13 protein-coding genes are annotated in these 13,159 nt (G+C 62.9%); 6 read left to right on the top strand and 7 right to left on the bottom strand.

Annotated features, from left to right (window positions below):
• Position 1 precedes the first annotated feature (1 nt).
• From F4Z81_15315 to F4Z81_15335, 5 genes are read left to right on the top strand one after another with little or no spacing between them, the layout of a single operon-like run.
• Positions 2 to 619, top strand: a complete 618-nt coding sequence (locus F4Z81_15315) for a class I SAM-dependent methyltransferase (protein ID MXW06417.1) — start codon at positions 2 to 4, stop codon at positions 617 to 619.
• The gene (locus F4Z81_15320; GenBank protein ID MXW06418.1) at positions 616 to 1,401 is read left to right on the top strand and encodes a class I SAM-dependent methyltransferase; all 786 of its coding nucleotides are present in this window, start codon (positions 616 to 618) and stop codon (positions 1,399 to 1,401) included. The genes F4Z81_15315 and F4Z81_15320 overlap by 4 nt, the downstream gene beginning before the upstream one ends.
• A gap of 9 nt (positions 1,402 to 1,410) precedes the next feature.
• Entirely contained in the window at positions 1,411 to 2,289 is an 879-nt protein-coding gene (locus F4Z81_15325) for a hypothetical protein (protein MXW06419.1), read from the top strand.
• A 45-nt stretch (positions 2,290 to 2,334) separates the two neighbouring features.
• Entirely contained in the window at positions 2,335 to 2,766 is a 432-nt protein-coding gene (locus F4Z81_15330; GenBank protein ID MXW06420.1) for a cupin domain-containing protein, read from the top strand.
• Positions 2,742 to 3,629, top strand: coding sequence for a phytanoyl-CoA dioxygenase family protein (locus F4Z81_15335; protein MXW06421.1), 888 nt, complete (start codon positions 2,742 to 2,744; stop codon positions 3,627 to 3,629). The genes F4Z81_15330 and F4Z81_15335 overlap by 25 nt, the downstream gene beginning before the upstream one ends.
• 24 nt (positions 3,630 to 3,653) lie before the next feature.
• Here F4Z81_15335 and F4Z81_15340 read toward each other — a convergent pair whose 3' ends face one another.
• The 6 genes from F4Z81_15340 to F4Z81_15365 form a co-directional block, all read right to left on the bottom strand.
• Positions 3,654 to 4,508, bottom strand: a complete 855-nt coding sequence (locus F4Z81_15340; GenBank protein ID MXW06422.1) for a creatininase family protein — start codon at positions 4,506 to 4,508, stop codon at positions 3,654 to 3,656.
• 39 nt (positions 4,509 to 4,547) lie between these two features.
• Complete coding sequence (locus F4Z81_15345) at positions 4,548 to 5,741, bottom strand: formimidoylglutamate deiminase (GenBank protein ID MXW06423.1); 1,194 nt, start codon at positions 5,739 to 5,741, stop codon at positions 4,548 to 4,550.
• Positions 5,742 to 5,791: 50 nt separating this feature from the next.
• Positions 5,792 to 7,066, bottom strand: coding sequence for an imidazolonepropionase (locus tag F4Z81_15350; GenBank protein MXW06424.1), 1,275 nt, complete (start codon positions 7,064 to 7,066; stop codon positions 5,792 to 5,794).
• 85 nt (positions 7,067 to 7,151) lie between these two features.
• Complete coding sequence (gene hutH / locus F4Z81_15355; GenBank protein ID MXW06425.1) at positions 7,152 to 8,753, bottom strand: histidine ammonia-lyase; 1,602 nt, start codon at positions 8,751 to 8,753, stop codon at positions 7,152 to 7,154.
• Positions 8,754 to 8,775: 22 nt separating this feature from the next.
• Positions 8,776 to 10,425 carry a urocanate hydratase gene (hutU, locus tag F4Z81_15360; GenBank protein MXW06426.1) on the bottom strand — a complete coding sequence of 550 codons (1,650 nt, stop codon included), beginning with the start codon at positions 10,423 to 10,425 and terminating at the stop codon, positions 8,776 to 8,778.
• Between the two features lie 8 nt (positions 10,426 to 10,433).
• Positions 10,434 to 11,363, bottom strand: a complete 930-nt coding sequence (locus F4Z81_15365) for a hypothetical protein (protein ID MXW06427.1) — start codon at positions 11,361 to 11,363, stop codon at positions 10,434 to 10,436.
• A gap of 63 nt (positions 11,364 to 11,426) precedes the next feature.
• Between F4Z81_15365 and F4Z81_15370 the strand changes: the two genes are divergently transcribed.
• Positions 11,427 to 11,984 carry a DUF2911 domain-containing protein gene (locus F4Z81_15370; GenBank protein ID MXW06428.1) on the top strand — a complete coding sequence of 186 codons (558 nt, stop codon included), beginning with the start codon at positions 11,427 to 11,429 and terminating at the stop codon, positions 11,982 to 11,984.
• Positions 11,985 to 12,097: 113 nt separating this feature from the next.
• On the opposite strand, the gene F4Z81_15375 is transcribed toward F4Z81_15370, so the two are convergent.
• Positions 12,098 to 13,156 carry an Ldh family oxidoreductase gene (locus F4Z81_15375; protein MXW06429.1) on the bottom strand — a complete coding sequence of 353 codons (1,059 nt, stop codon included), beginning with the start codon at positions 13,154 to 13,156 and terminating at the stop codon, positions 12,098 to 12,100.
• Positions 13,157 to 13,159: the final 3 nt, after the last annotated feature.

Below are 13,159 nucleotides of genomic sequence, written 5' to 3' on the forward strand. Positions count from 1 at the left end.
GATCTACACACTGGGCAAGCCGCCCGGTTCGGTTACGGATCCGGAGTTGTACAAGGAAGAGGCCCGGTCCCTGGGGGATCTCGTTCGGGAACACTGTCGCGGCAGCGTCCTGGATATCCCCTGCGGAACGGGCTACTGGCTACAGTTTTACGCTGCGAACTGTTCGGCGATCACGCTCGTGGATCAGTCGGAGAACATGCTCGAGGAGGGAAGAGAGAAGGCGCGCGCGCAAGGCGTCGAACCGAACACCAGGTTCGTGAAGGCCGACGCCCTCGATGTGTCGCTGGAAGACCGGTCCTTCGATTCCGTGCTCGTGGGGTTCTTCCTCAGCCACGTCACCGACAGCCAGATAGACCGGTTCTTCCATAGCTTGCGAAACGCACTGAAGCCGGGCGGACGCGTTGTCATCCTGGACTCTAGCTGGACGCGGTACCGCGGGTCCCGGTCCAAGGAAGGCACTACGGTACGCACGCTCAATGACGGGCGGCAATTCGAGATCTACAAGCGGTACTTCGAAGGGGCGGATTTCGTCCGGTTGTCGGAATCCTGCGAAATGGACTTCACTGTGCAATACGAGGGCAAGCTCTACCTCGGCGTCACGGGAACGGTGCGTGAATGAGCGATCAAATGCGCGCCCGACGACCAGCGCCGGATTTGCAGGGTCGCGGGCCAGCGCCGGATTTGCACGGTCGCGGTCCAGCGCCGGATCCGGACAATCTGCAACCGGAGAACCTGCATCGGGCGACCATCGAGTATTACAACCTGCGCCAGGTCCACGGCGACATGCCGCACAAGATCCCCCGGGGGCCCGCGCCTGATCTGCCCGCCGAACAGGCCAGGATGGTCCGGGAATCGCAGGAGGCCATGCGGGGCCGACGGGTGCTCGAGGTAGCGAGCGGCACGGGATCGGCGACCCGGGAAATCGCAGAAACCGCAGTGTCTGTCACGGGGGTAGAGATCGCTCCAAACATGCTGGACCTGGCCGCAGAAAACGACAACCCGCCCAACGTCAGTTATCTGGCCGGCGACGCCTTCGAACTTGGATCCATCGCGCCAGGCAAGCGTTTTGACGGCGGTTTCGCGGCGGGGTTTCTGCACACCTGCCCTGCTTCGAGGCATGGGGAGTTTCTGCATGGCTTCCACGCACGGCTCGAGGAGGGTTCTGTCGTGTTCATGCGGTCGTCCAGGCCGACAAGTCCCGATGCTGTAAGCCGGCTGTTCAGGATTGAGGGCCACGAGGACCAGTTCATGACGCGACAATTGTCCGATGGTTCGGAATTCGTCATGGTCGAGAATGATCCAACGGAAGACGAACTAAGGCGCATATTCGAGCCCCTGTCGAAAAACCTCATGGTGCATATCGGCAACTACTGGTGGTGGATCCGGTACGAGTTGTCCTGAGGCCGCGTCATGTACGACATCGTGCAACATGGCCACGCAAGGGAACTTCTGGCGCTGTCCGGTTCCCACCTGGAAAAACGCGAGAGCGAGAACAACCTGCCCCTGGGCCTGGCGTACACGCTGGCCGAAGATCCGTACTACTACGGCGACGAACCGCCGCTGCTCCTGAGCATTCTGGATAACGGCGATCCGGTGGGCGTAGCGGTCAGGTCGCCACCCTACAGACTCGTCCTGAGCATATACGACACGGAAATCGATTGTGCCATGGACCGGCTTGTTCGGCACCTGAAAAACGGGAATGTACGGGTGCCGGGCGTAGTGGGACCGGAGGCTGAAGCCCGGAGCTTTTCCAGTCAGTGGATAAGGGCTTTCCCGGGGTGTTCAGCGATACCGCGAAAACGGCTGCGGGTATTCGAGGCTCGAAGCGTGATCGACGTGCCGCTCGCCCCGGGCGGGCTGAGGCCGGCTGAAATGGCGGATCAACGACTGATGGCGAAGTGGGTCGCGGCATTCACGCGGGAAGCGGTCGGTGAGGAAAGCGGACCGGGGAAGGCGGAACGCAACGCTGAAAAGTACATCAAGGAGGGAAACCTGTACATCTGGGAGGACGATGGTCCGGTGTCGATCGCCAGGCAGTCGCGGCCCATGAGAAACGGTACGAATGTCACAATGGTTTACACTCCTGCCGCGTTACGTAACCGGGGATACGCGACTTCGTGCGTTTACGCGTTGACGAAGAAACTGCTTGCGGGTTCGTACGAGTTCTGTAGTCTGTTTACCGACCAGTCGAACCCAGCCTCCAACCACATCTATCAGAAAATCGGCTACGTGCCTCTGGGCGATACGCTGGAATTCGATTTCGAATACGGGGCAGGACCTTCCGAATAGGGTCTGGCTGTCCGTCGGCAACGGCAGAATAGGAGCGCTCATTACATGGCGAAGATCACCGAATTCATGGGATACACCAGTGAAGACCAGGCCAAAATCCCCGACATTCCCAAACCGGAGACGCCACCGGATCCCATGATCGTCAACGCCCAGGACGGCGTGCCGGTCGTCTATCCGGGATGCAACGGTCTGGGGGTCAGAGTGGTGCATCCTGTCAATCCCAACGCCCCCGCTGAGAACATGGGCCTGGTGCTGTTCTACGTGCCGCCCCATGTCATTCTCGAACCTGGTTCACATCCCACCGAAGAGACCTATGTCATCCTGGAGGGATCGGGGGAAATGACCTTCGCGAATTACAAACGTGACGTGAAAAAGGGCGACTTCGTCTATCTGCCGCCCTGGTGTCTGCACGGCATAGAAAACACCGGAACCGAAGCCCTTGTCGTACTCATATGTACCTCTCCTCCCAATCCGTAGGCTCACGGAGCCAAGGAGCGCAGGTTATGGGCTACAAATTGACTGAGCAGCAACTGGCGTTCTTCGATACGTTCGGGTACCTGGGGTTTCCGGGTCTGCTGGTCGATCGCATCGACGAAATCATCAACGATTTCGAGGAGGTCTGGGCAGGCCGTGGAGGCGGGCACGACGGACGGCCGCATGACGGTAAGCAACGGTCCTGCATCGTACCGTTCATCGACCAGCATGACCGGTTATCCTCGCTGCTGGACGACGAACGGATCCGGGGGATAGCGACCAGTCTTCTGGGCGACGATTTCAATTACATGGGCAGCGACGGTAACTACTATGCCGGCGATACGAGGTGGCACTCCGATGGATGGCATCCCGAAATCCTGCATATCAAGATCGCCTTCTACCTGGATACGCTAACGCGGGACACCGGCTGCCTGCGGGTCATTCCCGGCAGCCACAAGCGGGATGATGTCTATGCGGACGCCTTGCAGAAAAACGTAGGCGAGAGTTCGTCATTGTGGGATACGGCGCCCGCGGACGTACCGGCCCAGGCGCTGGAGACCCGTCCGGGCGACATCGTATGCTTCAACCACAATACCAAGCACGCCTCGTTCGGCGGCGGTGGGCGCCGGCGGATGTTCACCATGAACCTGTGCCAGCGCTATCCCGAGCATCTCATCCCGGAATTGCGCGACTACATCAGCGGCGCATCCCGCTTCTGGCTGGACGAAGCGTACGGTCCGGCGATGCTGCGAACCGCTTCCCCCGATCGTTTGCGTCACCTCGAGCAGGTCATGGCAAACGACGATCACCTGCCGGAACTGAGCCGCCAGGCCAGGGAAACCATGAGCGAGCCGTCGCGGGGCTGAGTGCGGGTTGTCGCTCGCAATCCCCTAGGTCATCTTCCACTTCGTATCGGGCACATCCCCATGCTGCACGCGCCGCGCCAGTATGGGCGTCTTGCGCAATTCCCGGACGAGCTCGATCACGCCGTTGATGGCGGCCTCCAGAAACTTCTCTCCCTTCTCTTTCGTCGCTTTTGTGGCGTCTCCCATGACCCCGCTGGGAGAAATCGAACTCCAGTAGGGTACCAGGCGGGCGTCGGAAGCATCGGGATGTCCGCCGGACAGGAGGTCCGTCTTGAAACTGTCGGGAAGCGGGCTCCGGTTGTCCACGGCCTTGTCCATCTCGACCAGGTCGGGCTTCAGGACGAGGTAGAGCGACGTCTCGTATTCCCCGCCGTGAGACGTCCCGCCGTAGTCCGAATCGCGGAGCGCATTACCCGTCTTCCGGGCCTGCCTCAGTCCCCAGTGGTTCGCACTGGCGCAAAGAACACGTCCCTCATAGTCGAGCACGGTGAGACGGGCGGCCAGATCCAGGGGCGAGGTGTTGCTCCCGTGGCCATTGATGATCAGGATGCGCTTGAAACCGTGATAGGCCAGACTGCAGCACACATCCCGGACGTAGTTGATGAAGGTGTCCCACCGGATGGTGATCGTCCCGTGGAAATCCATGTGATGAGGACTGTAGCCGTGGGTCACCGGCGGGGCGAGGACGACCTCTTCCGGGATGCGGGCCGCGGCGCGCCGGCAGATCTCCGTCGCCAGGACCACGTCGACGTCCACCGGCAGGTGCGGTCCGTGGTCTTCATAAGTCGCCACCGGCAGGAGGGCGACCCGGTCCTGGGCCGCGGCATCCCTGACCTCGTTCCAGATCATCTCCGCGTAGTCATACTTAACCGATGCCATCAGGGGCTCCTTTCGTTTCGTTCGCCCATCTTTCTTTATTTAAATTAACTCCAGTTTACGCAGCGATTTGCGGTACAGTTCCAAGGTCTCGTCGTATTGGGCGTGACAGCCCTCGGCAATGATCTGCCGTCCCGCGACGACGACGGATTTCACCGCCCTCGGCGTGGCACCGAAGAGGATCGCATCGGATGCGAGATCCCCGTCGACGGCGGCGATGGACGGGTCGTCGGGGTTCAGGTGCACATGGTCTTCCCGCCACGATGCCTCAAGACCACAGGCCGCATAGCCTTGTCTCGTGGCCGCGTCCAGCAGCACGGGTGCTTCCGCCGCGGCGTGTCGTACTTCTCGGCGGGACCGTTCGTCGAGTTCCACGGCCCTCGCTTCTTCGAAGGCGTTCTCGCAGGCGTGGCTGTCCACTCCGACGCAGAGGCGCGCGCCGGCGTCTAGCAGTCCGGACGTGGGCGGGAGTCCGTCGCCGAGATCCCGTTCTGTAGTACGGCAAATACACACGAAAGCGTGGTTTTCGCCCAGTGCGGAGACTTCCGCGTCCTCCAGGTGCGTGGCATGCACGGCCACGAAACGCGGGGACAACACGCCTTCATTGGAAAGCAGCGCCACGGGCGTCGTCCCGTGCTCCGCCCTGCATTCCTCCAGCTCGCCGCGTTGTTCGCTGACGTGCATGTGGAAGGGAATATCGTGCTCGTCCGCGTACGCGGCCAGCGTCCGAATCCCGGATATCGGCACCGCCCGAACACTATGAACGGCCGCGGCCACGGCCACGTGAGGATCGTCTGCGTAACGCGTTCGCAGGTCATCGAGGTCTTGCGTCACGAGATCGATCGACGGGTCGATGAATCGCTCCTGCGCGGGTACCGCGGACTGCCGGTAACCGGCCCGCAAGTAGGCAGTGCGTATCAGGCAGATACGGATGCCGACGTCCCTGGCCGCACGAATCACGGCGTCCGCCAATTCGGTGCGTTCCGCATAGGGACGCCCACCAGGACCATGATGCACGTAATGGAACTCGCCGACGGCCGTGACACCTGACATCGCCAGCTCGGTGTAGGCAAAACGGGAAATCGCGTACAGGTCGTCCGGACCGAGCCCTTCGACCAACCGGTACATCTCGTCCCGCCAGCCCCGGAAGGTGCCCGCCCGTGTCGCGCGCCGCTGGGTCCGCCCGCGGAGGGCGCGCTGGAAAGCATGGGAATGGGCCGTGGCCAGGCCGGGCATGATCCAGCGGCCGGCTTCGAAACGAATTGCTGGCGCGTCGTTCCTTGGGTTCATGGGCTCATTACCCGCCCCCGCTTGATTACGGTCTGCACCGGATTTCCACCGAAAAAGTAGGGGATATGCCGATAATCTCCTGCCTTCAATACGAGGATATCGGCCCGTTTGCCGACTTCGATAGAACCCGCCTCCTCTCCTTCGCCGATTGCGTGGGCCGCGTTTATGGTGGACGCGTTCAACGCTTCCGCGGGGGTAAGCCGCTGGTACCTGCAGGCGATGGCCATGACCGCGGGCATGGATGGGCAGGGCGCGGAACCGGGATTCAGGTCGGTGGCGAGGGCCACGGCGGCGCCTGCGTCCATCATCGCCCGGGCGTCGGCATAGTCCGTCATGCCCAGGTTGAAGTTGACGGCCGGAAGCGGTACGGCGATGGTGTCGGATCCCCCGAGCATTTCGATTTCAACATGTCCCGTCACGTCGAGATGATCGACCGAAACGGCACCGAGTTCCAGGGCCATGGAAACGCCGCCGAAACTATTGAACTGGTCCACGTGCATCTTCGCCTTGAAACCGATTTCGATCCCGGCCTCCAGCACGCGGCGGGACTGCTCGAGATCGAAGGCGTGGTCTTCGCAGAACACGTCGACATACATGGGAACCCCCCGCTCCGCGAATCGGGAGGTACGATACCAGGCCGCCGCTTCGGGCAGGATCTCGTCGACTACGCACCGCGTGTACGCTTCGGCATCCCCATCGAATTCGTGAGGGACGGCGTGGGCGCCCAGGAACGTGGGGACGATATCGCAGGGATGGTCGCGGTCGAGCCCTTCAATGACCCGGAGCATCTTCAGCTCGTCCGAAGCACTCAGGCCGTAACCGGTCTTGATCTCCACGGTCGTGGTGCCCAGTGCCAGCATTTCGTCGAGCCGGGCCGTGGCGGAGCGCGCGAGTTCGTCCACGGATGCCGCCCGCGTATGCCGGACGGTACTGACGATACCCCCGCCGGCCGCCATGATTTCCAGGTACGAAGCGCCCTTGATCCGCAGTTCGAACTCCGCCGCGCGGTCTCCGCCGAAGATCGTGTGGGTATGGGCGTCCACGAAACCGGGGCAGATGGACCGGCCGGTACAGTCGATCACACGTTCGGACGTAAAGGTACCGTCCAGTTGCGTGGTCGGCCCGACCGCCACGATCCGCCCGTCTTTGACTACCACGGCGCCGCGCTCGATCACGACGGCCTCCGCCATGGCTTTCCCGCGCTTCGGGCCACGGGACGCGCAGGTCACGACCTGCTCCGCGTTGTGGAGGTACAGATCGACGGTTTCCATGTTACCCATCTATGAACTGGCGGTGATCGTCGAATCGGATTCTACGGTCTTGCCGGGACGCGCTCGACCCATGGGGATGAATGGATCAGTCCAACGTCGGTCCGGGTATCTCCACCTTCTCTCCGACCGCGGCGACTACATCGCCCTTCGCGACAAGTTCTCGTATGGTCTCAAAAAGTGGAGAGAGCGGGACGTCGCGGTCGAGGAAGGGGACGTGCCGGCGAATCAACCGGTATGCCAGGTCGGTACCGGCGCCCAGCGCTTCCGGGGTGATTCCGGGTTCCCTGCATCTGAAATCGATGGCCTGGGCCGCGGCGATCAACTCGATGGCGACGATGGTCTCCACGTTCTCCACCACCTGAAGCGTGTGGTGCACCGACGCCGCGCCCATGCTTACGTGATCTTCCGTGTTTGCGCCGCTCGGAATGGAGTCGGCGCTGGCCGGATGGGCCAGCACCTTGTTCTCCGACGCCAGGGCCGCCGCCGTGTACTGGGCGAGCATCAGGCCACTTTCCAGTCCGCCGTGGTCCGTTAAGAACATGGGCAAAATGCCCTCGTTGGAATCGGCATCCACCAGCCGCGCCGAGCGCCGCTCGCTCATGTTGCCCATGTCCGCGAGCGCCAGTTTCATGCTGTCCATGGCGACGGCGATGGGTTCGCCGTGGAAATTGCCCGCGCTGATGACTTCCGCGTCGGCGGGATCGTCGCTGGCGAAGACCAGCGGATTGTCGTTCGCGGCGTTCAGTTCGATGCCCACCACCCACCGGGCGTAGTCGATCGTGTCCCTGACCGTGCCGTGTACCTGGGGGACGCAGCGCAGGGTATAGGGATCCTGGACGTTGCCCGGATTGTCGGAACGCAGCAGCCGGCTGCCGTTCAGGATGTCCCGCAGGAAGCCCGCGCAGGCGATCTGCCGGGGGTGGGGCCGTATGGCGTGCACCCGCGCGTCGTAGGCGCGGTCGGTGCCTGCCAGCGCCTCCAGGGTCATGGCAGCGGCGATGTCCGCCGTAAGGGCGAGATGGGTCGCCCGGTGGACCAGCAAGGCGCCGAGTCCGGCCATGAGCGTGGTGCCGTTCGTCAGCGCCAGGCCTTCCTTGGCACCCAGGGTTACGGGCCGGAGGCCGGCCTCCCGCAGCGCGGATGCGCCGTCGAGCCGACGGGACCGGTACATGGCTTCGCCTTCGCCGATGAGCACCAGGGACATGTGCGCCAGGGTCGCCAGGTCCCCGCTTGCGCCGAGAGAACCTCGTCCGGGAATGCAGGGATGCACGCCCGCGTTCAACATGTCCGCCATCAGTTGTACGACTTCAGTGCGAATCCCCGAATAGCCCATGGCGAGCGTATTTGCTCGGATGACCAGCATGGCCCGCACGGTCTCCTCGTCCAGTTCCGGTCCGGCTCCCGCCGCGTGACTCCTGATCAGGTTCAACTGCAGTTCGGCGACCTGGTCCGCCGAGATCAGCTTGTCCTTGAACCGACCGAACCCCGTGGTGATGCCGTAGGCGATCCGCCCTTCCGAGACCAGTCGGTCCACGACCTCCCGGGACCGCTCCATGGGGGGAAGGGCATCGGGGTGAATGGCGACGGTCCGGCCCCGTGCGACGGCGACCACGTCGTCAATGGTGAGATCGTGGCCGGTGAGGGCCAGAGGGTCCGTAAGGACCGGGGATTTCCGTGAACCAGCCATATTCGATCACTGCTTTTGAGGTTCAGTCCATCATGGGGATCTTGACGCCGCGGGATCTCGCCACGGCCAGCGCTTCTTCGTAGCCGGCGTCCACGTGCCGGGCCACGCCCATCCCCGGGTCGTTGGTGAGCACGCGCTCCAGGCGCGCGGCTGCCTCGGGCGTGCCGTCGGCGACGATGACCTGCCCGGCGTGGAGGCTGTATCCGATGCCCACGCCGCCGCCGTGGTGGTAGCTCACCCAGGTCGCGCCGCTCGCCGTGTTGATCAATGCGTTCAGTACGGGCCAGTCCGCGATGGCGTCCGATCCGTCCTTCATGGCCTCGGTCTCGCGGTTCGGGCTGGCAACTGAACCGCTGTCGAGGTGGTCGCGACCGATGACGATGGGCGCGGTGACCTCGCCCGAAGCGACCAGCTCGTTGAATCTCAGTCCCGCCCGGGCTCTTTCTCCGTATCCCAGCCAGCAGATTCGGGCCGGAAGCCCCTGGAATTCCACGTGCCGCCGGGCCATGGTGATCCAGCGGAACAGGTGATCGTCCTCCGGAAACAGCTCGAGAATGGCCTGGTCCGTCCGGTAGATGTCCTCGGGATCTCCCGAGAGGGCGACCCAGCGGAAGGGACCCTTGCCTTCGCAGAACAGGGGACGGATGTAGGCCGGGACGAAACCGGGATAGTCGAAGGCCTGCTCCACCCCGTTGTCATAGGCCCGCTGCCGCAGGTTGTTGCCGTAGTCGAAGACCACGGCCCCCTTCCGCTGCCACGCGAGCATGGCCTGGACATGGACGGTCATGGAAGCGAGGGAACGCTCCTGGCAGGCGTCCGGATCGCGCTCGCGCAACCGGCGCGCTTCTTCAGGCGACAGCCCGGCGGGAATGTACCCGTAGAGCGGATCGTGAGCCGCGGTCTGGTCCGTGACCACGTCGGGCACGATACCCCGGTCAAGCAGTTCGGGAAGGACCTCGGCGGCGTTTCCGATCAGGGCGATCGACCGGGCTTCGCCCGCGGCCAGCGCCTCATCCACCCAACTCAACGCAAGATCGAGGTTCTCCGCCACGGTGTCCACCTGGCGAAGCTCCAGGCGACGGCGCGCGCGCCACGGATCCACCTCCACCAGCAGGCCCACGCCGCCGTTCATGGTGATGGCCAGCGCCTGGGCGCCGCCCATCTCGCCCAGGCCGGCCGTAACCACGAGCTTTCCCGACAGGCTGCCCCAACCGTGTTTACGAGCGAGCGCGCCGAAGGTCTCGTAAGTACCCTGCAGGATGCCCTGCGTGCCGATGTAGATCCAGCTGCCGGCCGTCATCTGGCCGTACATCGTCAGGCCCTCGCGCTCCCAGGCGTCGAAATTCTCCTGCGTCGCCCAGGCCGGCACCATGTTCGAATTGGCGATCAGGACGCGCGGCGTGTCCTCGTGGGTGCGAAACACCGCCACCGGCTTGCCCGACTGCACCATGAGTGTCTCGTCGGGTTCCAGGTTCCGCAATGCGTTCAGGATGGCTTCAAGGGCTTCCCGGTTCCGGGCGGCCTTGCCCCTGCCGCCGTATACGACGAGGTTTTCGGGATCGAAGGCGACCTGCGGATCCAGGTTGTTCTGGATCATGCGGTAGGCCGCTTCGATGAGCCAATTTTTGCAATTCAGCTCGGTGCCCGTTGGTGATTTCACGATCTGGTCCAATAGGCGGCTTACGCCTGCGATTCCCGGTTCTTCCATTTTTCGTAGGTGAATTCGGGACTGTTGATCATGTCGAAGTGGGACCGTTCCCAGGTCCTGATCTCATTCGCCTTTCTCAGGGTGTCTTCCGCGATGTCGAGCGGGATCTTCACCACGCCGTCCACGTCGGCGAGCAACAGGTCGCCGGTCTGCACAAGCAACTGTCCGGCCACAAGCGGCCGGCCTACGGCCCGCACGTTGAAGGGGCCGTGGCCGGATACCGTACCGAGGCCCCATATAGGCAGACCCGCTGCCCGGATGCCCTCGAGATCACGGACACAGCCTTCGACCACGGCGCCGACTACGCCGAGCTTCCTGTGGATATGCGCCATGCCGTCGCCGAAGAGGGCGGCGCGCTTCGGACGGGTGTCGACGTCCTTCATTACCGCGATCATGGGACCCGGCGTCTCGTCCAGCACGTCGTAGTAGTCGGACCAGCTCATATTGGCCGGTGTGGCGTCCAGCGGGGTGACCTCGGAAGTCACGGCGTACCCGATCACGGCGCCGAATTCAGGCGTCAGGTACTGAATCTCCGGTCCGGTGTAATCGTCATTCGAAACGCCCTGCACTTTCTCCACGGCGTTGTAAACCGTGGCCGAGTCGAATCCGGCCAGACCGTTCAATACGGCATCGTCTACACGGGTCATCCCAGTAGCTCCTTTAAATTGAAGAATTACAGTTATCGGACGTATATAGAATCGTCGCAGCAGGAAGGGGTTGTTGAACGTAGAGCCCCACGGGCTAAAATCGACCGGGAAGAACCAGAAATCAAGGGAAATACACCGCCGGCCTACCGTCTCCCGAGGCTGGCCGCGGCATGCGTGTCGACTTTGCCCTGGTCCGTTTCCCGGGCAACGTCGGGTCGATGCAAATCCGTTGACAGCAACGTTGATTCTTGTCATTTTTTGGTCCGTACGACCTGCTTCAAAGGATGTCGGAACAAGTACCGTTTTCAGGAGGTTTTTATGCTTCGCATTACCCGTATGGTCGGCAGCCTGGTCCTTGCCATGGCCCTTACTTCCCTGGGCGGGATCGCCGATGCCCAGACGACGATGCCCGCAGGCGGTGAAGGATCGGACCCCGGCCGGGGCATGGCGGAAGTCACGCTGTCGGGAGGCAAGGTATCCATCGATTACGGCCGTCCCGAAATGAAGGGCAGGGACATGCTCGCCATGGCGCCGGCAGGATTCGTCTGGCGCTTCGGCAGCAACAAATCCACGACCTTCACGTCGGAAGCCGACCTGATGTTCGGTGATCAGACCCTGGCCATGGGTTCCTACAGCGCATGGATCAAGCACGTGGAAGGCGATTCGTGGTCGCTCATCTTCAACAGTGAGGTGGGGATCTGGGGCGCACCGGGCGCCAGCCGGGAGAACGACGTGCTGGAAGTACCGCTGAGTTACAGCACGGGCGACGAATCGGTGGAGCGGCTCACCGTAGAGCTCAAGGATTCGGATGGGAAGGGAAAGCTGTCCGTTTCGTGGGGAACCCACCGGTTGATGGGTAGTTTCTCGGCCAAGTAGTTTCCGCCGCTATCCTGTAAAGGCAGCATCCAAGGGACAGGGGAACCTATTCTCCTGTCCCTTTTTCATTTCCGCGGACTTACCAGTTCCGCGGACTTACCAGTTCCGCGGACTTACCAGTGCTCGGGGTCCAGGCCGACCCGCGTCCCGGCTTCCTTCATCTGCTGCCAGGTGGTGTCGTCGATGCTGATCCCTTCCTGCCGTCGCTTCGCCGCCAGTCGGAACTCCGGTTCGCCCGGTATGAGGATCTCGTCGAATCCCGGTGCTGTACGGCTGGCTTTCACGTGGCGGATCATTCCTTCGACTTCCTCGTAGTACCAGTCCAGATCGGTAAAGAAAGAGATATCGTAAACGGTGAAGAGCACCCCGTTGCTCGATACGGTCTGCTCGCCCTGCGCGCATCCCTGTCCGCTCAGCGTGCCGCCCAGGATCTCTACGAGCAGCCCCAGGCTGTAGCCCTTGTGGGCGACGATGCCACCCATGGGCAGGATGGCGCCGTTGGGCGGCGGGCCCTTGATCACGGTCGGGTCCGTGGTGGGATTTCCTTCGTGGTCGATCAACCAGCCCTCGGGAACCCGCACGCCCTTGTTCGCGGCGACACGCACCTTGCCTTCCGCGACGACGGAAGTGGTCAGGTCTACCATGACGGGGTCGTCGTTCCTGCGGGGGGCCGAGAAAGCAATGGGATTGGTGCTGATGCGTCCGTCGATACCGCCGAAGGGCGGGATCTGGCGTCCGAACCGGCCCGCGTTGACGAAGGCCAGTCCGATCAGGCCCTCCCGGGCCGCCATGAGCGGATAAGCGCCCACGCGCCCCACGTGGCTGGTGCGCCTTAGCGAAACCGTGGCCGTGCCGTGCGCTCTCGCCTTCTTCATGGCCAGTTGCATGGCGACGGTTCCGCCCACCTGGCCGAGCGCGCCTCCGTTGTCCACCACGGCCGTGCACGGACTTTCACTTACGACCTGCACTTCGGCCCTGGCCTTGAACCGGCCCTCGTCCTTGATGGCCTTGACGTATTCCGGGATCCGGATGGCGCCGTGAGAATCGTGGCCGAAGAGATTGGAATCCACGAGGTGGTCCACGACGCTGCGGGCATCGTCCGCCGTACAGCCGGCTGCCTCCATCACCTCACAGCCGATTCGATGCAGTTTCTCTGGGGAAATTACTGGCATTGT

It is taken from the genome of Gemmatimonadota bacterium (genome assembly GCA_009835325.1).
In the GTDB taxonomy this organism is placed as follows: domain Bacteria; phylum JAAXHH01; class JAAXHH01; order JAAXHH01; family JAAXHH01; genus JAAXHH01.

What these genes read in the sequence shown, in the direction of transcription:
- F4Z81_15320 (MXW06418.1), top strand. Translation starts at nt 616, where the DNA reads ATGAGCGATCAAATGCGCGCCCGACGACCAGCGCCGGATTTGCAGGGT.
- F4Z81_15325 (MXW06419.1), top strand. Translation starts at nt 1,411, where the DNA reads ATGTACGACATCGTGCAACATGGCCACGCAAGGGAACTTCTGGCGCTG.
- F4Z81_15330 (MXW06420.1), top strand. Translation starts at nt 2,335, where the DNA reads ATGGCGAAGATCACCGAATTCATGGGATACACCAGTGAAGACCAGGCC.
- F4Z81_15335 (MXW06421.1), top strand. Translation starts at nt 2,742, where the DNA reads ATGTACCTCTCCTCCCAATCCGTAGGCTCACGGAGCCAAGGAGCGCAG.
- F4Z81_15340 (MXW06422.1), bottom strand. Translation starts at nt 4,508, where the DNA reads ATGGCATCGGTTAAGTATGACTACGCGGAGATGATCTGGAACGAGGTC.
- F4Z81_15345 (MXW06423.1), bottom strand. Translation starts at nt 5,741, where the DNA reads ATGCCCGGCCTGGCCACGGCCCATTCCCATGCTTTCCAGCGCGCCCTC.
- F4Z81_15350 (MXW06424.1), bottom strand. Translation starts at nt 7,066, where the DNA reads ATGGAAACCGTCGATCTGTACCTCCACAACGCGGAGCAGGTCGTGACC.
- hutH (MXW06425.1), bottom strand. Translation starts at nt 8,753, where the DNA reads ATGGCTGGTTCACGGAAATCCCCGGTCCTTACGGACCCTCTGGCCCTC.
- F4Z81_15365 (MXW06427.1), bottom strand. Translation starts at nt 11,363, where the DNA reads ATGACAAGAATCAACGTTGCTGTCAACGGATTTGCATCGACCCGACGT.
- F4Z81_15370 (MXW06428.1), top strand. Translation starts at nt 11,427, where the DNA reads ATGCTTCGCATTACCCGTATGGTCGGCAGCCTGGTCCTTGCCATGGCC.
- F4Z81_15375 (MXW06429.1), bottom strand. Translation starts at nt 13,156, where the DNA reads ATGCCAGTAATTTCCCCAGAGAAACTGCATCGAATCGGCTGTGAGGTG.